Origin of the sequence: Shewanella sp. cp20 (genome assembly GCF_000832025.1) — a bacterium.
In the GTDB taxonomy this organism is placed as follows: Bacteria; Pseudomonadota; Gammaproteobacteria; order Enterobacterales; family Shewanellaceae; genus Shewanella.
In genome coordinates this window covers 37,797-60,319 of sequence record NZ_JPII01000030.1, presented here as the reverse complement: position 1 = coordinate 60,319, position 22,523 = coordinate 37,797, and the positions used below count along the sequence as shown (strand labels likewise).

At 49.3% G+C, this 22,523-nt stretch carries 24 protein-coding genes and 1 tRNA gene; 15 read left to right on the top strand and 10 right to left on the bottom strand.

All coding sequences use genetic code 11. The features are described from left to right. Positions 1 to 8: 8 nt before the first annotated feature. The 8 genes from flgG to DB48_RS12560 form a co-directional block, all read right to left on the bottom strand. Positions 9 to 797, bottom strand: coding sequence for a flagellar basal-body rod protein FlgG (flgG, locus tag DB48_RS12595; RefSeq protein ID WP_011865151.1), 789 nt, complete (start codon positions 795 to 797; stop codon positions 9 to 11). Between the two features lie 10 nt (positions 798 to 807). Further along, on the bottom strand, positions 808 to 1,551 hold the full coding sequence (gene flgF, locus DB48_RS12590) for a flagellar basal-body rod protein FlgF (RefSeq protein WP_041510622.1): 744 nt from the start codon (positions 1,549 to 1,551) through the stop codon (positions 808 to 810). 188 nt (positions 1,552 to 1,739) lie between these two features. Further along, positions 1,740 to 3,101, bottom strand: a complete 1,362-nt coding sequence (gene flgE, locus DB48_RS12585) for a flagellar hook protein FlgE (RefSeq protein WP_041510621.1) — start codon at positions 3,099 to 3,101, stop codon at positions 1,740 to 1,742. Positions 3,102 to 3,164: 63 nt separating this feature from the next. Beyond that, positions 3,165 to 3,947 (bottom strand): flagellar hook assembly protein FlgD, encoded by a 783-nt coding sequence (gene flgD / locus DB48_RS12580; protein WP_041510620.1) that lies wholly within the window; start codon positions 3,945 to 3,947, stop codon positions 3,165 to 3,167. 10 nt (positions 3,948 to 3,957) lie between these two features. Then, positions 3,958 to 4,377, bottom strand: a complete 420-nt coding sequence (gene flgC / locus DB48_RS12575) for a flagellar basal body rod protein FlgC (protein ID WP_041510619.1) — start codon at positions 4,375 to 4,377, stop codon at positions 3,958 to 3,960. 2 nt (positions 4,378 to 4,379) lie between these two features. Continuing rightward, positions 4,380 to 4,778: a flagellar basal body rod protein FlgB gene (gene flgB, locus DB48_RS12570; protein ID WP_041510618.1), complete on the bottom strand. Its 399-nt coding sequence runs from the start codon at positions 4,776 to 4,778 to the stop codon at positions 4,380 to 4,382. Between the two features lie 199 nt (positions 4,779 to 4,977). Then, positions 4,978 to 5,817 carry a CheR family methyltransferase gene (locus tag DB48_RS12565; RefSeq protein ID WP_052813781.1) on the bottom strand — a complete coding sequence of 280 codons (840 nt, stop codon included), beginning with the start codon at positions 5,815 to 5,817 and terminating at the stop codon, positions 4,978 to 4,980. 137 nt (positions 5,818 to 5,954) lie between these two features. Next, positions 5,955 to 6,875 (bottom strand): chemotaxis protein CheV, encoded by a 921-nt coding sequence (locus tag DB48_RS12560; protein ID WP_041510616.1) that lies wholly within the window; start codon positions 6,873 to 6,875, stop codon positions 5,955 to 5,957. 210 nt (positions 6,876 to 7,085) lie between these two features. Between DB48_RS12560 and flgA the strand changes: the two genes are divergently transcribed. The 3 genes from flgA (at position 7,086) to DB48_RS12545 (ending at position 8,666) form a co-directional block, all read left to right on the top strand. Beyond that, entirely contained in the window at positions 7,086 to 7,793 is a 708-nt protein-coding gene (gene flgA / locus DB48_RS12555; RefSeq protein WP_041510615.1) for a flagellar basal body P-ring formation chaperone FlgA, read from the top strand. Positions 7,794 to 7,913: 120 nt separating this feature from the next. Beyond that, on the top strand, positions 7,914 to 8,234 hold the full coding sequence (gene flgM, locus DB48_RS12550; RefSeq protein ID WP_041510614.1) for a flagellar biosynthesis anti-sigma factor FlgM: 321 nt from the start codon (positions 7,914 to 7,916) through the stop codon (positions 8,232 to 8,234). A 6-nt stretch (positions 8,235 to 8,240) separates the two neighbouring features. Beyond that, positions 8,241 to 8,666: a flagella synthesis protein FlgN gene (locus DB48_RS12545; protein ID WP_041510613.1), complete on the top strand. Its 426-nt coding sequence runs from the start codon at positions 8,241 to 8,243 to the stop codon at positions 8,664 to 8,666. A gap of 334 nt (positions 8,667 to 9,000) precedes the next feature. Here DB48_RS12545 and DB48_RS12540 read toward each other — a convergent pair whose 3' ends face one another. Then, positions 9,001 to 9,447, bottom strand: a complete 447-nt coding sequence (locus tag DB48_RS12540; RefSeq protein ID WP_041510612.1) for an LPP20 family lipoprotein — start codon at positions 9,445 to 9,447, stop codon at positions 9,001 to 9,003. Continuing rightward, positions 9,444 to 10,001, bottom strand: coding sequence for a FlgO family outer membrane protein (locus DB48_RS12535; RefSeq protein WP_327270765.1), 558 nt, complete (start codon positions 9,999 to 10,001; stop codon positions 9,444 to 9,446). The genes DB48_RS12540 and DB48_RS12535 overlap by 4 nt, the downstream gene beginning before the upstream one ends. A gap of 418 nt (positions 10,002 to 10,419) precedes the next feature. Between DB48_RS12535 and DB48_RS12530 the strand changes: the two genes are divergently transcribed. The 12 genes from DB48_RS12530 (at position 10,420) to DB48_RS12475 (ending at position 22,521) form a co-directional block, all read left to right on the top strand. Further along, positions 10,420 to 11,580: a flagellar assembly protein FlgT gene (locus DB48_RS12530; protein ID WP_041510611.1), complete on the top strand. Its 1,161-nt coding sequence runs from the start codon at positions 10,420 to 10,422 to the stop codon at positions 11,578 to 11,580. Between the two features lie 76 nt (positions 11,581 to 11,656). Next, a tRNA-Arg gene (locus DB48_RS12525) sits at positions 11,657 to 11,732 on the top strand. A 50-nt stretch (positions 11,733 to 11,782) separates the two neighbouring features. Then, positions 11,783 to 13,111 (top strand): motility associated factor glycosyltransferase family protein, encoded by a 1,329-nt coding sequence (locus DB48_RS12520; protein WP_041510610.1) that lies wholly within the window; start codon positions 11,783 to 11,785, stop codon positions 13,109 to 13,111. Continuing rightward, positions 13,108 to 13,341: a hypothetical protein gene (locus DB48_RS12515; RefSeq protein WP_041510609.1), complete on the top strand. Its 234-nt coding sequence runs from the start codon at positions 13,108 to 13,110 to the stop codon at positions 13,339 to 13,341. The genes DB48_RS12520 and DB48_RS12515 overlap by 4 nt, the downstream gene beginning before the upstream one ends. Before the next feature lie 76 nt (positions 13,342 to 13,417). Further along, a complete protein-coding gene (locus DB48_RS12510; protein ID WP_041510683.1) occupies positions 13,418 to 14,269 on the top strand; it encodes an N-acetylneuraminate synthase family protein in 852 nt (283 codons plus the stop codon). A 39-nt stretch (positions 14,270 to 14,308) separates the two neighbouring features. Further along, complete coding sequence (locus tag DB48_RS12505) at positions 14,309 to 15,469, top strand: class I SAM-dependent methyltransferase (RefSeq protein WP_041510608.1); 1,161 nt, start codon at positions 14,309 to 14,311, stop codon at positions 15,467 to 15,469. 6 nt (positions 15,470 to 15,475) lie between these two features. Next, positions 15,476 to 16,555 (top strand): hypothetical protein, encoded by a 1,080-nt coding sequence (locus tag DB48_RS12500; protein WP_152619154.1) that lies wholly within the window; start codon positions 15,476 to 15,478, stop codon positions 16,553 to 16,555. Continuing rightward, complete coding sequence (locus tag DB48_RS12495; RefSeq protein WP_041510606.1) at positions 16,548 to 17,750, top strand: ATP-grasp domain-containing protein; 1,203 nt, start codon at positions 16,548 to 16,550, stop codon at positions 17,748 to 17,750. The genes DB48_RS12500 and DB48_RS12495 overlap by 8 nt, the downstream gene beginning before the upstream one ends. Further along, positions 17,747 to 18,502 carry an SDR family NAD(P)-dependent oxidoreductase gene (locus tag DB48_RS12490; RefSeq protein ID WP_041510605.1) on the top strand — a complete coding sequence of 252 codons (756 nt, stop codon included), beginning with the start codon at positions 17,747 to 17,749 and terminating at the stop codon, positions 18,500 to 18,502. Before DB48_RS12495 ends, DB48_RS12490 begins: the two co-directional genes overlap by 4 nt. After that, positions 18,499 to 20,316 (top strand): 1-deoxy-D-xylulose-5-phosphate synthase, encoded by a 1,818-nt coding sequence (locus DB48_RS12485; RefSeq protein ID WP_041510604.1) that lies wholly within the window; start codon positions 18,499 to 18,501, stop codon positions 20,314 to 20,316. Before DB48_RS12490 ends, DB48_RS12485 begins: the two co-directional genes overlap by 4 nt. Beyond that, positions 20,313 to 21,635 carry an ATP-grasp domain-containing protein gene (locus DB48_RS12480; RefSeq protein WP_052813780.1) on the top strand — a complete coding sequence of 441 codons (1,323 nt, stop codon included), beginning with the start codon at positions 20,313 to 20,315 and terminating at the stop codon, positions 21,633 to 21,635. The genes DB48_RS12485 and DB48_RS12480 overlap by 4 nt, the downstream gene beginning before the upstream one ends. Continuing rightward, on the top strand, positions 21,625 to 22,521 hold the full coding sequence (locus tag DB48_RS12475; protein ID WP_041510603.1) for a class I SAM-dependent methyltransferase: 897 nt from the start codon (positions 21,625 to 21,627) through the stop codon (positions 22,519 to 22,521). The genes DB48_RS12480 and DB48_RS12475 overlap by 11 nt, the downstream gene beginning before the upstream one ends. Positions 22,522 to 22,523 lie beyond the last annotated feature (2 nt).

Genomic DNA, 22,523 nt, shown 5'->3' with positions numbered 1-22,523 from the left:
TCAAACCTCTACAAATTCTGATTGACGTAAGAAAGCATCTGGTCGACGGCCGAGATCACCTTAGAGTTCATCTCGTAGATACGCTGACTCTCGATCAGGTTCACCAGCTCTTCGGTCACGTTAACGTTAGAGGTTTCGAGCGCCCCCTGACGAATAGCCCCCATGCCATCCAGTGAAGCCGTGCCCTGAATAGGCGTGCCGCTGGCACCGGTTTCCAGATAGAGGTTCTGCCCCATAGGGTCCAGGCCGCTCGGATTGATAAAGTCTGACATGCTCAGCTGGCCAACCACCTGGTTTTCCGCCGCGCCAGGGGTCTTTACCGACACCTCACCTTCTGCAGAGACGGTAATGCTAGTGGCATCATCTGGGATGGTGATGGCTGGCTGCAACACATAACCCGAGCCCGGGGTCACTATCTGCCCGGTATCGTCCAAGGTAAATTGACCGTTACGGGTATAGGCAGTGGTGCCGTCAGGCAGCTGCACCTCGAAAAAACCCGGACCTTCGATCATTAGATCCAGTGAGTTATCAGTGGTCAGCATATTGCCCTGGGTGAACATCTTCTGAGTCGCTACCACCTTGGTACCCGCACCTATGTTCAGGCCGTTGGGTAGCTTAGTGTTAGAGGCGCTGATCCCCCCCGCCTGGTTGACGGTTTGATAGAGCAGGTCTTCGAAGACGGCTCGGCTCTTCTTGTATCCAACTGTGCTCGCGTTCGCCACATTGTTGGAGATCACCGAGATATCTGTTTGCTGGGCATCTAAGCCAGTCTTACTAATCCATAACGCCGGATGCATAATCTATCTCCTAACTAATGCGCATTAATGACGAAGAGGCTTGATCCATCTCTTCGGCGGTTTTCATCATCTTGACCTGCATCTCAAACTGACGCTGCAGATCGATTAAAGAGACCATCTCGTCGACGGCATTGACATTGCTGCCCTCAATAGCCCCACTCTCCACGGCAACATTGGGATCGGCCGCGGCATTCACGCCAGACATTTGACGGAACAGACCGTCCTCGCCACGCATCAGGTTTTGATTGCCAGGGTTGACCAACTTGATGCGGCCAACTTCCTCGATCACCTCGGCGGTGGAGCCAAGCGGTCTGACCGAGATGGTGCCATCTTGGGCAATCTCGACCTTCTCGATAGGAAGCGGTAGTACGATGGGGCCGGCATCTCCCATAATGGGATTGCCTCTATCGTTTCGCAGCAGACCCGAGGTATCGAAACTCAGGCTGCCAGAGCGGGTGTAGGCTTCGCTACCATCGACGGCCTGCACGGCTATCCAACCATCGCCCTTCACCGCGATATCGAGATCCCGGCCCGTGGTCTTGATGGGGCCGGCGGCAAAGTTGGCCGACGGGTTCTCTGTCATGGAAAACACCCTTGTCGGCAAGCCTTCACCAAAGGCCTGCATGGATCTGGCCTGCTCAAGATCCGACTTGAAGCCGTCGGTATTGGCGTTGGCAAGGTTGTTGGCACGCACTGCCAGCGAATGCATATTCTGCTTGGCGCCACTCATGGCGACATAGAGTAATTTATCCACTTGCTGCTCCGTCAATGTTTCAACTAAAACTGTCTAATAACAGAACAAAGCAAACATCATGCCAAGCAATGGATTTGGTTAGGCTGCTTAAATCAAGCAGATAGAAATGAAGCGAAGGGAGGAAAGACTAAGCGGCAAGTGAAGCGGAAATGTGTTGCCGCCTGGGCAACACATTTCACTAAGGTAAATTAACGGATCTGCAGTACCGTCTGCTGCAGAGTATTGTTAACCTCAAGCGTACGCGAGTTAGCCTGGAAGTTACGCTGAGCCGAGATAAGGTCCACCAGCTCTGTGGTCAGATCCACGTTTGACTGCTCAAGCGCCGAGGAACGAATGCTACCGAAGGTACCGCTGTTGGCCTCACCCGCCAGTGCCGGACCAGAATCCAGGCTCTCCTTCCAAGCAGTGTTACCCACCTGAGTCAGTCCCTGCTCGTTTGAGAAGCGCGCCAGGGCGACACGGGCCAGCGGCACAGTTGAGCCATTGCTGTAGCTGGCGTTAATCAAACCATCGGCGCCCACTTCCACGTTAGTCAGACGACCAACGGTAGTACCGTCCTGACTCAGCTCGGTCACCTCAAACGGTGAAGCGTACTGGGTCGGGCTGTTGAAGTTGAGGGTTAGCGTTTGGCTGCCGTCTGTACCAGGGCCTAACACGTTGGCGCCACTGACCCCGAGCGTCTCTGTGGTGATCACCGCAGGATCACTACCTATATAGGCACCAGTGTCGTTGAACGACAGCACTGAGCCCTTCCAGCCGCTGGAATTAACCGCCGTGCCGGACGAGTCGGCCACACCGTCACCCGTGGTATCACGACCATAGGTGCCCGCGGCGCCTGCAAGATCGACCTGCTTACCGTCTACCGCGTAGAAGGCCACCCAGTTACTGGTGCCGGTATAGGCCGCCTGGGGTGGGCGCACGAAATAGGTGGTCAAGATATGGGGCTCACCTAACGAGTCATACATGGTGACCGAAGTCGAATTGTTGTAGGTGTCTGGGTCGTTCGGATTAAAGTTAGCCGGATCTAGAGTAGACTCACCCGCATTGAGGTTCATCTGAATGCCGATGTTATCAGTTTTCTGCGGGCTACCCGCGGTATCGGGGATCTTCACCGGCTGAGTGGTGGTGAGACTCACCGAAGTTGAGTTACCATCCTTATCGACCGGGAAGGTCTGCAGATAGGCACCGGCCGAGTTAACCAGGTAGCTGTCGGCGTCCACCTTAAAGGCACCGGCACGAGTGTAGGAGAGATCTTGCGAGCCCACTTCTGATGAGGTGACAAAGAAACCACCGCCATTGATCGCCATATCCAGCGCATTGCTGGTAAATTGCAGACTGCCCTGCTGGAACTGCTGAGCCACCTGGGCTGTGGTCACACCGCCACCGACCGTGGTCTTACTGTTGGCAAAAATAGAACTGGCATACACGTCGGCGAACTCGGCGCGCGACTCCTTAAAGCCTGTGGTGTTCACGTTGGCGATGTTATTCGCCGTGGTATTGAGATCTTTTTGCGCCGCCGCGATACCACTCAATGCAATGTTAAATGACATAAATCACCTCACTAAAAATATATTATCTGTTCTGGACCTAAATGCCCTAACGCTCTGCTTTGTCTAGGTTTCAGACACGGCCAGAACATCACCGAGTTTGATACCGCCTATGCCTCTCAAGTTGAGAATCGCGCCGGTACTTGCCGTCCCCAGCGAAACGCTCGTCACGTGAGCGTAGGTCGATACGGCTAAATCTTCACTCTTACCATCGACTTTGCCCGATGCCTTGATAGAATAATTACCACTGGCAACGGGTTCTCCATCCTTATCCAGCCCATCCCAGGCCACATCTATGTTGCCGCCATCACTGCCGTCGACGGTGAAGGTCTTAACCAACTGCCCCTTCTCATCTTCGATGCGTACCGTGATCGACTCGATCGGCTCCGGCGTACTGATCACCCCTTTCAGCACAGGCTCTTCCGCCGAAATATGCCCGGTATCCGATGGGATCAACACCTTCTGTCCCACTAGTCCCGAGGCCTGCAACGCCTGACTCGAGGTCATCACAGTATTAAGATTGACGATCTCCTCGTTGAGCTTAGTGATGCCGTCCACGGTAGAGAAGGATGCCATCTGAGCGATCATCTGGTCGTTATCCACCGGCTTAAACGGATCTTGCATCGACAACTGCTGACTGAGTAAGGAGAAGAAATCCTCCTGGGTCAGCTCCTGGCTCTTGGCCTCAGGAATCGACGACTCCTCTTGCAGGCGCATGCTGTCGAGAAAAGGATTTCCCGTGGTCTGGGTGGTTGCCTGACTACTGGAAGCCTGAGGCGCCACCGTCTTGGCGCTCTGGGTCGAACTGTTTGGCGCAACCTGAGTATTTAATGGATTAACTAGGCTCACGACTTACCCCCTAGGAATTGCCAATGCGTAAGGTTTGCTGAAGCATAGACTTTGCTGCATCGGCAACCTGCACGTTCATCTGATAGGAGCGAGACGCCGAGATCATGTTGGCCATCTCCTCCATCACATTGACATTTGGCTTATAAATAAACCCATCGGCGTCCGCTAATGGATGATCCGGCGAATACTCTTTCTGCAACGGCTTGTCACTCTCGACGATACCGGCCACCTTTACCGCCTGACTGGTCTGCTGCTGATGGCTGGCCTTAGCCAGCTCCGCCTCAAACACAGGATGGCGGGCGCGATAGGTCTTATCCACACTGCTGGAGACCGAATCGGCATTGGCGATGTTACTGGCAGTGGTATTCAGCCTCACAGACTGAGCAGACATGCCGGAGCCTGCCACATTGAAGATATTAAAAAGGCTCATGATTACGTTCCTTTAAGGGCTTTTTTCAGGCCGGAAAACTTACCGTCAAGAAAACCTAACGACATCTGATATTCGAGCGCATTCTGCATAAACTCAGACTGTTCCTGCTGAATATCCACCGTATTGCCATCACCGGTATCGGGCTGATTTGGTACCCGATAACTAATGTGTTGCTGAGAAAGCGCCGCCAAGTCGAAGTGTTTCTCGTTGCTACGGCTCATCGCCAGCCCGCCTTGGGCCGTGCGCGCCGCCTGTAGCGCCTTATCAAAATCAAGGTCTTTCGCCTTGTAATGGGGGGTATCGGCATTGGCGATATTTGACGAGATCACCTCGGCCCGCGCCGATCGTATCCCCAAGGTATACTGATGTATCCCCAATGCCTTATCGAAACTAATCGCCATAAAATTGCCTCCACACACGAATGTCATAAACAAAGCAATACTTGTGCCAATAAAATCGACTCTAGGTAACTTGCACAGATAGATGCGCGATAGAAAGGCAAGGCATAAAAAATGCCAGCGATTGCTGGCATTTGAAACTTGATAGCGAACTCAGAGAGTTAGCACTTTAACTGGCTAAACTTGCACCCTAGCAAGTGCATCAGGTCCGCTTCTGGTAATAGATACCCGGATTACACCTGACCATGTCAAACTCGTCGGTCAAACCGGCAATCGACTCGGATGCCCCCAGAAACAGTATGCCCTTGGGATTAAGGGCGGCAGCAAATTGCCGCAGTATCTTGGCCTTTGCCTCTGGGGCAAAATAGATAAGCACGTTACGACAGAAAATGATGTCGAACTTACCCAGCAAGGTATAGCTCTCGAGCAGGTTGTGCGCCCTGAAATTCACCAGACGCTTGACGTTGGGCTTCACCACCATGGAGCCAGTGCCCGTGGGTTCAAAAAACTGACGTTTGCGCTCATCGGACAAGCCACGGCCCAGGGCAAGGTTGTCATATTCGGCAACCTTACAGCGCTCTAGCATTGAGGGTGACAGATCCGTTGCCAGAATAGTCGCGCTGCCGGGCAAGGCACCAGGCTTACGCTGCTGGTATTCCAAGATAGTCATGGCCAACGAATAGGGTTCCTGCCCCGAGGAACAGGCGGCCGACCAGATCTTCAGCGGACGCCCCAAGCGGGCATATTCGGGCAAGAGGTTATTGGCTAACAGCTCGAAGGGATAGCGATCGCGAAACCACAGGGTCTCGTTGGTGGTCATGGCGTCGATCACCTCGGCACGAAGTTGCCGCTCGGTGGGCTTCATCGAATGTTTAACCACTTCAGATAATGAGGGAAGATTATATTTCCCCATCAGAGGCGCGAGTCGACTACGAACCAAATATTGCTTATTGTCGCCCAACACAATACCGCTGTGTTGTTCCAGAAATAATTTAAATTGGTTGTACTCGGCTTCGGCAAGTGATTTATTCGGCACCTTGATATCCCAATATCAAAAAAGAAAACAGGCTACAACATACACTATAGCAAGCGTTGCAGAGGTCAGCGTTATACATTAGCTAACTCACTGATACAAGCCTAAACTTACCAAATTTAGGCTCAGGCCCAACTTAGTACAAATTACAAACTAAGATGTTTATTCACCGCTGCCGCTAATTCATCAGGATTAAATTTCGCGATAAAGTCATTGGCACCCACCTTCTCGACCATGGCCTGGTTAAATACGCCGCTAAGCGAAGTATGTAACACCACCTTAATGTCTTTCAATTTCGGGTTGTCGCGGATCTCAGCCGTCAGGGTATAGCCATCCATCTCTGGCATCTCGATATCAGAAATGATCAGAGGGATCTCATGGGCCACGTTATCCATCTCGGCAGCGACTGTCACCAGTTTCTCTAACGCCTCACGACCATCTTTAGCGGTATCTATCTGCAGACTCAATGATTCGAGGGCACGAATAATCTGCTTGCGCGCCACGGCCGAGTCGTCGATCACCATGATGTGATAATGACGCTCCCTGTCTATGGTCAGCTGCTCGTCGACCTCTTGACTGATCTGGGTCTTGACCGGCGAGATCTCATCGAGGATCTTCTCGACATCGAGAATCTCCACCAACTCGCCTTCAATCTCGGTCACGGCGGTCAGGTAAGAGTATCGGCCCGCCCCTTGTGGCGGCGGCATGATGGCTTCCCAATTCATGTTGATGATGCGCTCGACCGACTTAACTAGGAAGCCCTGCACACTGCGGTTGTACTCTGAGATGATGATGAAACAACCTTCGGTATCTTCAATCGGTCTACCGCCGGTAGCCGCACTAAGGTCGATCACCGAAATCGTCTGGCCGCGAATATGGGCCACGCCTCTCACAAAAGGATTAAGCTTAGGCAGACCGGTCAGCGGCGGGCACTGCAGTACCTCTTTCACCTTAAATACGTTAATACCAAACCGTTGCCGCCCGTTTAATTTAAACAGCAATAGTTCTAAGCGGTTTTGTCCTACGAGTTGGGTGCGTTTGTTAACTGATTCAAGAATACTCGACATAATGCCTTTGCCCTGTTGTCGGGTGAATGCGAAGCCGTTCCCATGATAAATATGAGTATAGGCATACTAATTGCTTTATCTAGTTATATGACAACCAGACCTTTACTTTGTCAAATTTATGACACTCATTTCTCACAAAAAAATGGCAAAGCCTTGGCGCTTCAAACGAAGTATAGGTGTAATCTGGCTAATCAAGCTAGTCAATTCATTATGAAAGTAAATTTTGCATATTTTCTGTTTTTGTTACTCATCTCTCTGCCCTTAAAGGCGGCGGAGACGACCAGTGTCCCCTCTGTATCGACCATAGCGCGATTAGCTACAGAGGTAGTACAGGAAAAAATTATCTTACCCCAGGACGCCAAGGTCATTATTACCCCCCAAAGCCTGGATACCCGGCTAAAGCCCCCCGCCTGTTTGGGTGAGCCTAAGGCGGAAATCGCCAGCGACCGAGCCATCAGTAAAAACAACACAGTCAAGATCAGCTGCGATAGCCCAGATCTCGACTACCCCTGGCAGATCTATATTTCGGTTCGTGTCGAGGTGCTCTTCCCTGTGGTGGTCGCCAATCAGACCTTGGGGCCCGGCGGTCTCATCGAGCTGGATCAAATACGTCTCGACTATGTCGAGCAGAACCAGCTCAGGGGCCAGCAATTTGATGACCCAGCGGCGGTGACTGGCACCCGGGTGAAGCGAAGAATCCCAGCCAATCAGCCTCTGTTTGCCGGTAACCTCTGCTTTGTCTGCAAGGGAGATATCGTTGCCATCTATGCGCGATCCGATAATTTCGAGATAAAAACCAACGGTGAAGCGTTAAAAGATGGTAACCTTGGCGATAAGATACGGGTGCGCAATAGCCGCTCTAACAAGACAGTTGATGCACACGTGACAGGCATTGGCGAAGTGGAAGTCAGGATGTGATCCTGATGACCTTTGACGCGCAAAAATTTATACTGTTTTTTGAAACTTTATCCTAAAGCTTTGACCATGAGTGCCGATAGACAAGTATGTTGATCTCATTTATGTAAGTTGGACCCCACAATGCCTATAGATATTAAGCACGTAAATACAAACACTAACAACCGGGTTGGCAATGCCAGCGCGAAAGCCTCGCAGCACAAAGGTGCGACTGCTGCCACTAACGCTCCATCACAGACGGTGAAGAGCGACTCAGTCTCTATCACCTCTCAGGCACAGCAACTACAAAGCGCCCAGGCCAAGTTAAATGACATTCCTGAAATCGATATCAAGAAGGTCGAACAGATTAAGGCCGCGATTGCCGAGGGACGCTATAAGATAGATGCCGACAAACTCGCCACTAATATCGCGCAGTTTGAGAAGGAACTTCAGGATCTTAACTAATTCGTTATGACGCAGATAATCGATATCATCGCCAATCAACACAAGTTACTGGACAGCTTAAAGCAGACCATCACGGCAGAGAAGGATGCGCTGATCGCACAAGATGCGGATCAGTTGCTGCGTCTCGCCAGTGAAAAGGCCCAATTGTTAAATGAGATCAAACTAGGTGATACCGAATTAGCTGCGCATCCTGAACTCCCTAGGCTCACTCAGGAGCCCCAGCTTATTGCCCAGGTCGACAACGCCAAGCAGGCATTAGCGGAGTGTAAACAGCTTAACGAGCAAAATGCCGCGCTTATCGAGCACAGCATGGCCAGCGTCAATCGTTTCTCCCAGGCCCTTCAGGCCAGTCGTAACGCCAATAGCCTCACCTATGACGGCAAGGGCAAGACCTCGACCATCTCGACGCTCGGCAATAATCTAAAGGCCTAGCCATCCCTTAAAAGCAATCTATAGACATAAAAAAAGCCTCTTTAACAGAGGCTTTTTTATTGCTGGCGAATAGGGCCAGTTGCTCTTTCAAGTTTAATTTTTGTTCAATCTAAACGCGTTTTGCGCGAGGCGAGAGCCATGAAGCATAGTTACTCTATGTGAATGGCGAACAACAAAGTGCAGCGCGCGTTTAGATGAACCCGTTGGGCAGCGTTTGTAGGCCATTTCTACGGCGTTATCGCCAGTTTGTGTAGAAGGCTACACGACACAGGCTCTGCCTTGTATAAATCACCTTCAAACTGCTGCAAAAACAAACGGAAAAGATCAACAGGCCCTAGAAATAGGTCACTTCCTTCACCGTCTGCGGTCGATGCTGCTGTTGGTATAAGGCCCATACCTGCTGGAAGTCGAGCTCCAGCTCGGTCACATAATGCTCTCCAACCGGATAGCTCTTTACCACTTTTGCACCGCGGATCACCCCGCTCACCGACGCCTGAATGCTGTCATCGGACAGCATCCAATCCTTCACACTACTGGATGCCGATAGCTGCTGGCCATAAACCTGCTCTGCCAGCTCACGATAGGCGGCGATTTTCGATGCCTGCATCGCCATCAACACTCGCTGCGACGCCTCTTTGGCCGGCTGAGTCGCCAGCGGCGCGTAGCCGATAGCCGTCAATTTAGGAAAACTTTCTGGCGCCTGGGTTTCCCATTGAATGTACCTGTCTTGAGACGCACAGCCACTCAGGACGAGCAGCAACACCACAATTAAATATCTCATTGCTTGACTCCCTTAATCTGTACATCTGCCTGACCCTGACTGTTATAACGGATCAGCTTGCCGTCATGGGCGACCACCTTCTCAGACAGGCTAAGGTAGTCAGACAACTCGGCCTGGCTGACGCTCGCCCCTGCCACAGACACCACACGATTATTAGTAACATTAACGATACGACTGTTTACCACCAGCCCATCGGGCTTCAGACTCATGGTCGATACCAGCACATGTTCAACCGGCAGATCCGCGGGTAATTGGCGCCAGTCCCGCGTCAGCAGCAATTCGCCTTGGTCCGTCACCCTAACGTTCTCGCCCACATTAAGATCCACCAGATTAAACTGATGATCATGCATGGCCGCGATCAGTCCTTGCTGTATCTGCAGTCCCAAGGCGTTAGTCGACTTAAGATTGTCCAGCAAGACAGGCGTTGCCACCAGCAAGGGCTGCTTAGGCGTCAACTGATCGTTTTGGCGCACCAACTCATTTGCCAGCTGTTGAGTCAGGTGTATCACCGACGAGCTAGCAGGCAAACTATTGCCGCTCTGCAAGCTTGGCATGGCAGGCTCATTTGCCGCGCAGGCCCCCAACAGCAACAGGGAAGATATTATCAAAGCGTTTCGCATCATGATGTCCCATGGTTTTCGATATTGACCCAGGCCAATATAGCAACTCGGCTGCGCCATATTTGTGGCCAACCAATCCTATTGGCAATATCTCAGCAATATATATGCCATAAACTTAGCCCGACTCATTTTACACTTGCTCTCACGCTTGACGCGCTAACTTGGCAAAGTCATCAGGAAAATAGGCTCTGACCTCATAACCTTCAGGCATTTTACCTGGGGTTCACCAACTCGGGCATAGATATTGCTTTGAGCTTATTTAGTTAATGGAAACCTTAAAATGAGCGCAAAACTGTCAGCATTTTGGCACCGCCTACGCGCCAGGTAAACCAGCTCAGTCGAGACAGATACGATGAAACGAATTCAATTACTATTGCTGTTACTCGCCGCCTTTAACACTCAGGTAATGGCTCAGTGGCTCGAGGCACAAGGCGAAGCCAAGATCATCAACGGCAATATCACTCAGGCGAGAGAAGATGCCATCGCACAGGCCTTAAGCTATGTCACCCTACAATCGGGCGGCCAGTTTACCAGCGTGCAGCATACCCAAAACGGCAAACTGACACAGACTCAGTTTTCTATGACGCAACAGGCCGAGGCGGGCCGCGTCGAACTGATCAGCGAGCGCATCCAGGACGATACGCTCACCGTCAATCTAAGGGTCGATGTACTGCAAAACGCTAAGGTGCAGACCTGTGGAGCGAGTCAACTCAAGGCGGCGATTCTAGTGCCCCAGGCGCAAATTGCCGATCGCAGCCAACTTAGATATGGCAATCTCGGTAACTTCGAGAAAGCCCTGTCAGAAAAACTCGGCACCATCATAGGCCGGGAAGGCAAGGCGAGCTTTGCCCATGTCCACGCCAATGAGCGACTCGATATCGAGCAGTCCCTCATCGACATCCGCGGCTATCGTCTCCCCAGCTGGCTCAGTGAGATCACCGACAGTCAATATATACTACTGCCGGAAATCATCGACATCTCCACGGCGCCAGTCGAAGGCAGCCTGTTTGGCCTATGGGATAGCTATCCCCAACGCCAGTTTCAGCTACGCCTCTCCCTCTACCATGGCATCAGCGGCGAACAGATCTGGAGTGAATACTATGACGCCCCTGCCCCTTGGGAATTTGAACGCCAGGCGACGGTGCCGGCCCATAGCAACCGTTTCTGGGCATCTAGCTATGGTAAAAACATCGAGATGCTGCTGACCCAGGCCAGCGAAGATATCGACAAGGTGCTCGATTGCCGTCCGCTACTCGGGCAGGTGGTATCCCGCGTCGACAATCGGGTGATCATCAATCTGGGGCGTAACCATGGCGTCAGAGTGGGCGACCAGTTCCAACTGGTGCTGCAGCAAAACCTGCCGGATCGCCTGGATAACATGCGGGCGGTTGCCAGCGAATCTCGAGCAAAGATCACCATAGATCAGGTGACCCAGGAAAGCGCCACCGCCATACTGCAAGGCGCCAATGGTGCAATCAACATACAAATTAACGACATCGCGATGAAAATCTAACTTAATTAGTGCACTAATTAAGCAACTAAATCTAAAGCCTTTTCATCGCGATGAAAAACAGTATAATCACTTGCGTCTCCCTATAGCTCAACAGGATAGAGCAGTCGCCTCCTAAGCGATCGATCGGGGTTCGAGTCCCTGTGGGGAGACCAGTTAGTGAACTAGCCTAATAGATGAAGTATGACTTCGAGGGACAGTGTCAATGACTGAGCTTTTTAATGCCAATCTCAACATCATCAGCCAGCGTTGGCCTATCATTGCCTCTGCACTTCAACAAGTATCATTCGACCATCTCGACGCCGCACTCGTTACCGGCCAGAATCAAACAATAAGTGTTAACGGTATTCAGCTCAGTAGTCGCCATGACAGGCTAGCAGAAGCACAACTCTTGATTAATACCTTACCGAAAGAGACCCAAGAAGTTAACGTATATGGTATAGGTATGGGCGATGTACCGAGTCTGTTAATCGATAACCCTCAGTATACTCAGATCAACATTTTCATCTTGAACTTGGCAGTATTTGCCTTGGTTCTCTCCTATACAGATCAAAGTGAATGGTTAAGTCACTCAAACGTCAGGCTACGGATAAAACCTAATTCTTTACTGAACTATCCCTATGTTGCCATAACGCCAGAGCTCTCTATTTGCGATGAAGAAAACGCTAGAGTAAGGGATCTTTTAACCATTGAGTTAAATCAAGATTTTGCCAATAAAAAACATCAGCTTGATGATCCTTTGACACAAGAAAGATTCAAATGCAATGAAGAACGAATAGTCAATGATCCCGATGCCGCCTCACTAATTAATACCTTGAGGGTAAACGAGGTGATAGTGATCGGCTCAGGTCCCTCTCTTACAGAGCACTACGAGTATTTAAAAACAGTAAGCCAGCAACCCAATAAGCCTCTGATGATTGCAGCCGATACGGCACTCAAGGGGCTGCTCCATCATGGCATCAAACCCGATATTGTCATAACCGTTGACAGCCTTATCGATAGCTACCATCTGCCACTTGAGGATACAAATGGCATTAACCTGGTATATTTCCCCAAGACAAACCCAACGGTGCTAGAGAACTGGCAGGGCCCCAGATTTGTCGCCTATGGCCAGGATGCCCGATATAACGAGTTGGCTAAGCGATACCCTAAATTGAGGCTCTATATCAGTGGTAGCGTCATCCATCCCGTCGTAGACTTAGCTGTCAAAATGAATCCCAAACAGATCACGCTATTTGGCTGTGACTTCGGTTATTGCCATAACATGAGCCATGCATTTTGGAGTACAGCTCGAATTAAACCTGAGGATGAAGAAGCTCGCGCCTGGGTTAAGGCCATTGATAACAACAGGAAAAACGCTCGCCACTGGGTATTAGATGGCCATGGCAATCGAATCACAACCGATCTGAATTTAAGAGCCTATCTAAGATATTTAGAGCTTTATATCGCCAGGCACCCGGAAGTGGCCTTCTATCGCGCAAGTCTTTCAGGTGCAAATATACAAGGAACTCGTTACATGGAGCCAAACGCATGAGCCTAGCTGCGTCTCTTATCAATACTGCGCATCAGTTTCGATTAGGTCACGAAGCAGAAGCCTCTTTGCTACTGCGCCAGTGCATCGATGAGATAGAGAAAGATCACCCTGAAATCATTCAGCAGTCAGAATTTGGCCAAATACTCTCTCCTATGTTGCAAGCGCAAGAGAGGCAAGACTGGCTTGCACTGGCTGATTATTTAGAATATGAGTTACCTCAACTATTTTAGTTGTAACACGCTAATTAAAAAAAGTTATTATCAAGAGTTACCTTACTAACCCTAACCAAAATAATTGTGGACAATTATGACAACACAAGCACCTTTATTCATTGCTGAGGTGTCCAGCAATCATCATAGAGATCTGGACAGGTGTTTCGAGTTTATCAAGGCGTCGGCAGAGATAGGCTGCGATGCGGTAAAGTTTCAACTATTCAAAATCGAGCAGTTATTTGCCCCCGAAATACTCGCTCGAAGTGAGATGCATAGAGCGCGCAAGCAGTGGGAGTTGCCCGTTGGTTTTTTACCCGACCTTAAACGATGCTGTGACAGTTATGGTATCCAGTTTTCCTGCACGCCTTTCTATTTGGATGCCGTCAAAGAACTGGCTCCCTATATCGATTTTTATAAAGTCGCCTCCTATGAATTGCTGTGGGACGACTTACTTATCGCCTGCGCTAAAACTGGTAAGCCAGTAGTTATCTCTGCCGGCATGGCCAATTTCGATGAGATAGATCATGCCATCTCAGTGTTGAAAGATTCAGGTTGCCAAGACATCACCCTATTGCACTGCGTATCGGCCTACCCTACTCCGAAATCTGATTGTAATCTCGCAGTCATTGGCGCGTTCCGCGACCGCTATGGTGTCAAGGTCGGCTGGTCGGATCACAGTGTATCGCCGACCGTCATTCGCCGCGCGGTTAATCGTTGGCAAGCAGATTGCATTGAGTTCCATATTGATCTCGATGAACAAGGAGCCGAATATGCGGCCGGGCACTGCTGGCTACCGCATCAGATACAGCCCGTGATCAGCGAATGTCGTGATGCGACGACCATAGACGGACGTGCAGATAAGGTGCTGGCCCCCAGCGAAGCTCCTGACCGAGACTGGCGCGCCGATCCTAGTGACGGTTTAAGGCCGCTTAAACACCTTAGATAATTAAATATACAGATAATGAACCATTTCTAAGAGGCCATAATGACATTTAGACCTTGTATTGTTTGTCAACATTCTCAATCTACCGAGGTATTTAGTAAACCATATCATTTGACCGATCTCGGAGAGGTGGCCCTGTGTATCACAGTATGTGATAAATGTGGTGCGGTATATCAAAATCCACTGCCTGATCTGCAGAAGATCCGCAAGACCTACAGTGAAATGTCAAACTACACAAATCCTGGTCGAGACGGCAAACCTTCAGCCACTAAAATTGCCGCCCTCGATAGACAGCTTGCCTATTTGTCAGAATTTTTAACGCCAAAGGGCCGCGCATTTCAGATTGGGTGCTCCGATGGGTACACCCTACACAGATTTCAATTGGCAGGTTGGGAGGTCGATGGTATCGATCCTTCTTCACGCGCCATTTCACTAGCAAAGAGCCAATATAATCTGGAATTAAATAATGGCTTTATCGAAGACTTCGATAGCAAGGGGGCCCAGTATGATCTTATTATACTCACCCATGTACTAGAGCATTTTGTCGATCCTAAAGCGGTGTTGCTAAAATGCCTTGAAATGCTGAAAGACGATGGTCATATATTCATAGAAGTCCCCTCTCTCATCGATCAAGACACCTGGCCGACAAGTTACTTCACCTTCGAACATCTTACTTATTTCTCTCCACTCTCCATGACTAACCTTATGCAAACTTGCGGCATAGAGCCTCTAGGACCTGTGGTAACAGATTTAAGTGAAAAAGATCCTTACCCAATACAGATGTGTCATGGCCGCAAAGGTGAAACCATTAGGGCTATAGAGAAGGATGACCAGGCTCTGCCCATGTGTCAGGCATATGTCGCTCGAGATGTAACTCGCTGGCAAGAAATAAATCGTAAAATTAATCATGGTACAATGAAGGCAAAAAGCATTGCTATCTGGGGTGGCGGTGTGCATACAGCACAATTACTAGAAGAAACCAACATACTGGAACACTGTGTACCAATCACCATTGTCGACTCCGATCCACAGAAATGGCAAAAGACGCTATACGACATTTCAATTGCCGCTCCTGGCTCCTTAAACCTAGAAGATCCTGAACTTGCTATAGTGATATCCTCATTTGTATTTGAGCAAGAGATCAAGCAGTCACTAGAGATGAATCCCAATCTAAATGCCCGCATCATTACTCTGTACAGCTAGCTGCCGATGAACAAATCCACATCACCAAATTCGATGGCACGCAACTGGGCCCTTTGTCTAGGCGGCGGAGAAGCCCAACTCCCCCTGATACTTGCGGCCAAACAAAAAGGGCTTTTAGTTTGTGTCGTCGACAAAAATAAGCACTGCATTGCTTCCCCTCATGCAGACAAATTCATTAAGGCCAGCACCTATGATGCAACGCCTCTTCTGAGCATACTCGACAGCATCGAATTGCCCATAGTTACGCTTCTGGCGCGAACCTCTGGACCAGCCCTGTATACCGCCGCTGCCATCGATGAGAAACTCAAGCGATTTGGTCTGAGCCAACAACTTGTCTCTTTGTGTACCATTAAGTCACGACTAAGAGATTATTGTGAGGCGAGTGATATCCCTGTACCTAAAGGTACCGTCAGCGATAATACCAACCTGTTCCCTGAACTACCTGTCGTTGTTAGACCCGACTACCCTCTAAGTGGCAAGAAAGCCGTTACACTTTGCACCCATAAGCATCAGCTTAAGCCAGCGGTCGAATCGGCCAAGGCAGCATCCGCCGATGGAAAAGCCGATGTTGCATGTTTTATCGATGGGAATGACATTAGCTTACTCGCCCACGTTAGACAGGGAAGCGTTACTCCTATAGCTTGGTGGGAAGAGGTCAATCAATTTAGCAATGGAGAATTAAAAGCGAGCGGACTCCTGTTTCCCGCACAGATCACACCAAAAATCAAAATACAGATAATAAATGCAGCAACACAGTTTTCTAATAGTTTCAGCAACTTAAATTACTTACTAGCATTTAGTTTTCGGCTCGACAGGCAGCAACAAGCCAGGCTCATCGAAGTCCATGCAGATCTCACAGGCGACTTGATTCTCGATCGTTTATTACCCGCCGCCACCCAATGTGAGGTATTGCCAGAAATCGTCCAAGGCTTACTAACAGATCACTATCCCGATTACACCCAAGGACAGCTAATACCCACTGCAATACGTTTTGATGAGGGCGAAACCAGACTCCTCCAAGCAACCGACTTTTCAGAGCTTATCAAGCAATTTAACAACACTAGGGAGTCCTCGTGCGATGAGTAACCGTCCTCCAGCCATTCTTATTATTGGCGCAGGCCATATGCAGCGCGAACACATTCGCTGGGCTCATTCTCTCGGTCTGGCAACCATAGTCACAGATTTTCGAGATGATGCACCAGCAATTGAAATGGCCGATGAGTACTACCAGATAAGTGGTAGTGATGAAGAGGCGCTCTCGGCGCTAGCCAGTCAGCTCAATAAAAAGTTCAACCTCATCGGCGCCTATTCAGGCAGCGATTTTGGCCTGCCTGCCGTTGCTAAGATCCATCATCAATTAGGACTCCCAGGGTGCCCTCCTGAAGCCGTCAGCCTGTCACTCAACAAATCAGCCGCCAAAAAGGTTTGGCTATCCCAAGGACTACCGACACCGCAGATGGCCTTATGGAAAGAAGCTCCAGCCAAACTCGACTTACTGAAATTAACCTACCCTATCATCATAAAGCCGCTTGATGCTTGTGGTAGCCAAGGAGTGACTTCTGTCAGCACACCAGATGGCGTTGCTGACGCCGTTACATTAGCTAAACAATATGGCGAACAGGTACTGATGGAGGAGTACTTCGATGGTTATGGCATAGATACTATAGGCATCATGTGGCAAGGAAGGTTCATTCCCTGTGGCATTGGCGATCGCTATTTTTCCAAGCCCCCTTACCATTTTCCAACCCATGGTTTTGCCCCAAGCGCCCTGCCAAACTGTGATGTCGAACAGGCCTATCATCTAACAGAACAAGCCTGCCGAGCTTTAGGCATTGATAACACCCCAGTAAAAGCAGATTTACTCTATAAAGAGGGAAAATTTACCTTATTAGAGGTCTCACCACGCTTTCATGGTGATGTGTTTACTACTAAACTAATCCCTTTTTCAAATGGTCAAAGCCCTGTTCTTCAATGGTTTTCGTTGCTCAAAGGTACAGATGTTCATACCTCTAGATCAAACTCCACCCCAGAGAGAATCGTAATTTGGAAGGCACTATTTCCATTAGCACCTGACATTGACTTTGCCAAGGTCGAACAGTTTTTGAGTGAGCATTCTGACTTGTTAGAATTTTTTTATGAACCACGACGCTATAAGAAGCACCAACGACATAGCGACAACACCAGTCTGGTCGGTTTTTTCTGGATAGCATTTAATAACCGCCAAGATGCAGATAGCTTTTTAACCATTTTTTCGAATCGATTTGAAGGCACATTACTATGATTAAGTTTGATTTTGATGGCAAAGTGGCACTCGTCACAGGAGCCTCCAGAGGGATAGGTAAAGCGATCTGTCATGCATTACTCGAATCCAACTGCAAAGTCATAGGTACCTACGCAAGCAATGACGACGCGGCAAACGAATGTCGCGAGGCTTTCAACATCTATGGTAACCGTTTTATCCTGGTAAAAAGTGATGTCAGCTGTCGTCAGCAAGCCGCTGAATTGTTCACTCAGGCAGATTTACACTTTAACCAAAAAATTCAGCTACTTATAAATAATGCCGGCATTTTACAGCAAGGCGACTTTAATCAACTCAGTGATGAACAGTGGGATAATACTTTCGCCGTCAACCTGAAAGGGCCCTTCATACTCAGCCAAGAATTATTGCGACGTACAGAGTCAGGAGCGGCCATCGTTAATATCTCGTCGGTGGGAGGACAAACAGGTGGCAATAAAGCACCCGATTATGCTGCGACAAAAGCGGCATTAATCAGTCTAACCCGTTCGGTTGCCAGGCTTGGTGCGGAGAAAAATGTGCGCTCAAATGCGGTAGCACCAGGTTGGATTAAGACAGAAATTTTCAATGAACAACAATTAGAAACATTACAACAACAGGCCGAAGCCGTGATCCCTCTTAAGCGAATGGGCACACCCGATGAGGTCGCAAATAGCGTGCTATTTTTGCTATCGGACGCAGCCTCTTATATCACTGGCCACTGCATAAACACTAATGGCGGAATGTACTTCGGATGAAACGATTAGACGCAATAAAGCAACCACATGACATCAAGCAACTTACCGAGTCTGAGTTAGTAGAATTAGCCTCGGAAATCAGGCACTTTCTCATCGATAGTGTTAGCCAAACCGGAGGTCATATTGGAGCAAACTTAGGGGTCGTTGAACTCACCATTGCACTCCACCACGCATTCAATATTCAATCGGGAAAATCTGATGGCGACCACATACTCTTTGACGTAGGTCACCAAGGCTATACCCATAAACTGCTCACGGGCCGCAAGTCTGCCTTCGACACCTTGAACCAAATGGGCGGTATGTCGCGATTCGTATCACATCATGAAAGCGAATATGACTTAATGGAAGCATCACATGCGGGAACAGCAATTCCCATTGCTTGCGGCCTCGCCTATAGCAAGATGCAAAATACGCAGCAAGGAAGCGTGATCGCCTTTATCGGTGATGGCTCCATGGTAGAAGGTATGGCTTTCGAAGGATTAAATTTTTCAGCCGAATATCCCCTGCCATTGTTTATCGTAATCAACGATAACGGCATGAGTATTCCACCCAATGTCGGAGGCTTACACAACCTGTTTTCAGCACCAGATTGGCAACAACGCTGCGCAGATTGGTTCGAAGGTATGGGCTTTGGTTACGTATCGGTCGATGATGGCCACGACATGACTAAGCTCTTAGAAGGAATGGCAAAAGCCCAAACGGCGGCTAGTTACTCCCATACAGGCCCAATAGTCATTCATGTCAAAACAGAAAAGGGGCGTGGACTCGCGCTGGCGGACAATCATCCTTATAAATTGCATTTTTCTATGCCATTCAATCCTGAAACGGGCGAAGGTGTAGCTGCCACACTAACCGGAACAACCTTTCAAGGTATAGTGGGCAATACTCTGATGCAGCATATGGAAAAAGACAAAACTGTCTATGCCCTAACGCCAGCAACGCCCTATGCGTCAGGTGTGGAAGCCTTGATGAAGACTTTTCCCGATCGCGCAATTGATGTTGGTATGGCCGAACAACATGCTGTAGGCATGGCCGCAGGACTCGCCATGGCAGGAAACAAAGTATTTATGTGTTTCCAATCTACCTTCATGCAGCGCGCCTGGGACCAACTATTTCACGACATCTGCTTTCCCAAGCATTCTGTCACAATAGTCAGTGCTCGCTCGGGGTTTGCCGGTTTCGATGGTCCTACCCATCATGGTATCTATGACTTTGGTCTACTTCGCACACTACCCGATATAAAAATCTTCTATGCCGGCACAGCCCGCGATCTTCAGGCCATTATGCAGACTCGCTTGGCCGATACTAATATACCTATCGCCCAAGGCCCTATGATAGTACTACACCCCTATGAAACAGTACCGCAGAATGAAGAGAACTACCTACCAAGTGAACTCACGCCATTGGAAGATGTGGAAGTCGTGCGCTCTGGCGACGATGGCTTGATCATCGCGGTTGCAAATCAGCTACAAACTGCAATCGCCTTGCGCGAAAAAATTAAGTCACAGCGTCAGCAAACCTTTAAGGTAGTAAACCTCAGATGGTTAAAGCCCTTGCCTTTTAAGAGCCTAATTCCACTTCTGCAAAGCCATGCCAAAGCAATTAGCCTTGAGGAGGGCTTAAAAGATACGGGTGTTGGTACCGCTATTAATCAGCTTATCAATGATCAACAACTTGATTGTGATCTTTTGGTCAGCGCACTAGAGCAAGGCATATTACCCGCCGGCGATAAACAGACTCTGGCAGAAATTGGCGCCATTGATACTGACAGCATCTATCAGCAAGCTGCCAAACGTTGGGAGTGGCAGGCATGAGGCTGCATAAGAAAGCACTGTTAGTTTTGGGCGCAGGCTCAGATCAATGCTTTATGATACAAACTGCGCAGCAGATGGGATATTACGTTGTCGCCGTCGATGCTAACCCACTGGCGCCGGGTCTGGCGAAAGCCGATTGTGCTCGCGCAATCGACTTTTCCGACCTATCAGGAGTCATCGACTACTGCCAAAAACTACTCGACGAGGGCATCAAACTTAGTGGTGTATCCACTATGGGAAGCGACATACCACATATTCTAGCCGCTATCGCTAAACATTTTGGTTGGCCAGGTCCCACCGAGGAAACGGGTTATTGGGCAACCCATAAATTGGCAATGAAGCAACGCTTCGAGAAAATGGGCATCCCGATCCCTCCATACGCCCAGGTTGAAAGCGAAGCCGATGTCATGGCCAAGTGGCGAGAGTGGGGCTGCGACAAACTCATTATCAAACCAACCGACAGGGCAGGCTCAAGAGGGGTGCGTATTATTCGCCAAGAGGAAGAGGTCCGTGCGGCGCTCGCCCACGCCAAATCTTTCTCGCTAAACGGCGAGATCCTATTAGAAGAGTTTATCGACGGCCCGCAAATCAGCACCGAAAGCATCATCGTTGGCGAGCAAGCGGCAACCCCGGGTTTCGCCGATAGGGTGTACGAAGGAATGGAGTGCTTCTGGCCCAATATAATGGAAAATGGTGGTTGGTTACCGACTCGTCACCGCCAAGCAGACCAGGCTGAAATTTCAGCCTTGGCAGAACGTGCAGCCAGGGCTCTCGGCATAGAAAGAGGAGTGGCAAAAGGAGATATCGTGGTCTGTCCCACGCGCGGCGCCATGGTTATCGAAATGGCGGCACGCCTTAGTGGTGGCGATTTTTCTGCCAGCCTGGTCCCCCTATCTTGCGGTATTAACTATGTAAAAACTGTCATCAATATTGCGTTAGACAATCCAGTTGATCTGAGTACTCTTACACCTCAGCATGAACTATGGGTGGCAAATCGTTACTTTTTCCTTCCTCCCGGTCAATTGGAGGCCATTGAAGGATTAGAATGGCTTGAGACACAACCCTTCTGCCAAAAACTTGAGTTCTATCCCTCTATTGGCACTCAGTTACCCCCCATCTTGTCTCATGCGAACCGCAGCGGTGTCTTTGTATTGACAGCAAATACATTGCCACAGCTAGAACAACAAATAGAGGCAGTATATAACCAAGTACGATTTAAAATAGAGAGTAACTGGTTCTCGGGCCGCCCAACGTCCATGCAAGAAACTTCCCGTAGCCATTTATGCTTGGGCGAAAAAGGACAATCAAATGACCAGTGAACACATAGGTCGCAAGCTGGGTGCAAAAGAAGGCTATGACATCATAGAGTGTGAGGCATGCGGTTTTACTCATATCTCACCGCTCCCTACATTTGAAGCGCTCGACAAGTTCTATAAAGAAGAGTTTTACGTGACTGAAAAACCAGAATTCTTCAAACAAAAACAGGAAGACGAGGCTTGGCTAAACCTCCAGTATTCTGATAGATACGACACCTTTGAGCAATACTTACCCGTTACCAGACGCACGCTGTTAGACGTCGGAGCCGGAGCCGGTTACTTCTTAAAACATGGTCAACAACGAGGATGGACAGTTAAAGGAATTGAGCCTTCTCCCCAAGCCGTGGCTTATGCACGCGAAATGGGGGTTGATGAAATAATAGGGTACCTCACCGCCGACAGCAGTAAAGCACTCGGCAAATTCGATGTCATTAACGCCAGCCTAGTGCTAGAGCATGTTCCCAACCCGAGCGAATTGATTGAGCTCATGTATGACATGCTCAACGATGGCGGCATCTTATGTATTAGTACACCAAATGACTACAACCCATTTCAACAAACGCTTGCCGAAGTAGAGAACTACCGGCCTTGGTGGGTCTGCCCCAAACACCATATCAACTATTTTTCCCCCGATAGCCTGCAACGGCTACTTGAGAAACATGACTTTAGTGTTGTCCATAAGGAAACCAGCTTTCCATTAGATATGTTCTTGCTAATGGGTGACAATTACATTGATGACGGCAATTTAGGTCGAAGCTGCCATCACAAACGTGTTCGATTCGAGAGTAAGCTTGCACAGGCTGGTCGAAACGATCTCAAACGTGCCCTCTATCAAGCCTTTGCCACACTTAATATTGGCCGAGAGATTTGCATATATGGACGAAAGTAAAC

Bases quoted from the DNA above. Each gene is read 5' to 3' on its own strand.
- DB48_RS12530 (WP_041510611.1), top strand. From the start codon at position 10,420: ATGAAACGAATTCAATTACTATTGCTGTTACTCGCCGCCTTTAACACT.
- DB48_RS12520 (WP_041510610.1), top strand. From the start codon at position 11,783: ATGACTGAGCTTTTTAATGCCAATCTCAACATCATCAGCCAGCGTTGG.
- DB48_RS12480 (WP_052813780.1), top strand. From the start codon at position 20,313: ATGAGGCTGCATAAGAAAGCACTGTTAGTTTTGGGCGCAGGCTCAGAT.
- DB48_RS12510 (WP_041510683.1), top strand. From the start codon at position 13,418: ATGACAACACAAGCACCTTTATTCATTGCTGAGGTGTCCAGCAATCAT.
- DB48_RS12505 (WP_041510608.1), top strand. From the start codon at position 14,309: ATGACATTTAGACCTTGTATTGTTTGTCAACATTCTCAATCTACCGAG.
- flgE (WP_041510621.1), bottom strand. From the start codon at position 3,101: ATGTCATTTAACATTGCATTGAGTGGTATCGCGGCGGCGCAAAAAGAT.
- DB48_RS12500 (WP_152619154.1), top strand. From the start codon at position 15,476: ATGAACAAATCCACATCACCAAATTCGATGGCACGCAACTGGGCCCTT.
- DB48_RS12535 (WP_327270765.1), bottom strand. From the start codon at position 10,001: ATGCCAAGCTTGCAGAGCGGCAATAGTTTGCCTGCTAGCTCGTCGGTG.
- DB48_RS12560 (WP_041510616.1), bottom strand. From the start codon at position 6,875: ATGTCGAGTATTCTTGAATCAGTTAACAAACGCACCCAACTCGTAGGA.
- DB48_RS12540 (WP_041510612.1), bottom strand. From the start codon at position 9,447: ATGAGATATTTAATTGTGGTGTTGCTGCTCGTCCTGAGTGGCTGTGCG.
- flgB (WP_041510618.1), bottom strand. From the start codon at position 4,778: ATGGCGATTAGTTTCGATAAGGCATTGGGGATACATCAGTATACCTTG.
- DB48_RS12475 (WP_041510603.1), top strand. From the start codon at position 21,625: ATGACCAGTGAACACATAGGTCGCAAGCTGGGTGCAAAAGAAGGCTAT.
- DB48_RS12545 (WP_041510613.1), top strand. From the start codon at position 8,241: ATGACGCAGATAATCGATATCATCGCCAATCAACACAAGTTACTGGAC.
- flgA (WP_041510615.1), top strand. From the start codon at position 7,086: ATGAAAGTAAATTTTGCATATTTTCTGTTTTTGTTACTCATCTCTCTG.
- DB48_RS12490 (WP_041510605.1), top strand. From the start codon at position 17,747: ATGATTAAGTTTGATTTTGATGGCAAAGTGGCACTCGTCACAGGAGCC.
- DB48_RS12485 (WP_041510604.1), top strand. From the start codon at position 18,499: ATGAAACGATTAGACGCAATAAAGCAACCACATGACATCAAGCAACTT.
- flgC (WP_041510619.1), bottom strand. From the start codon at position 4,377: ATGAGCCTTTTTAATATCTTCAATGTGGCAGGCTCCGGCATGTCTGCT.
- DB48_RS12495 (WP_041510606.1), top strand. From the start codon at position 16,548: ATGAGTAACCGTCCTCCAGCCATTCTTATTATTGGCGCAGGCCATATG.
- flgG (WP_011865151.1), bottom strand. From the start codon at position 797: ATGCATCCGGCGTTATGGATTAGTAAGACTGGCTTAGATGCCCAGCAA.
- flgM (WP_041510614.1), top strand. From the start codon at position 7,914: ATGCCTATAGATATTAAGCACGTAAATACAAACACTAACAACCGGGTT.
- DB48_RS12515 (WP_041510609.1), top strand. From the start codon at position 13,108: ATGAGCCTAGCTGCGTCTCTTATCAATACTGCGCATCAGTTTCGATTA.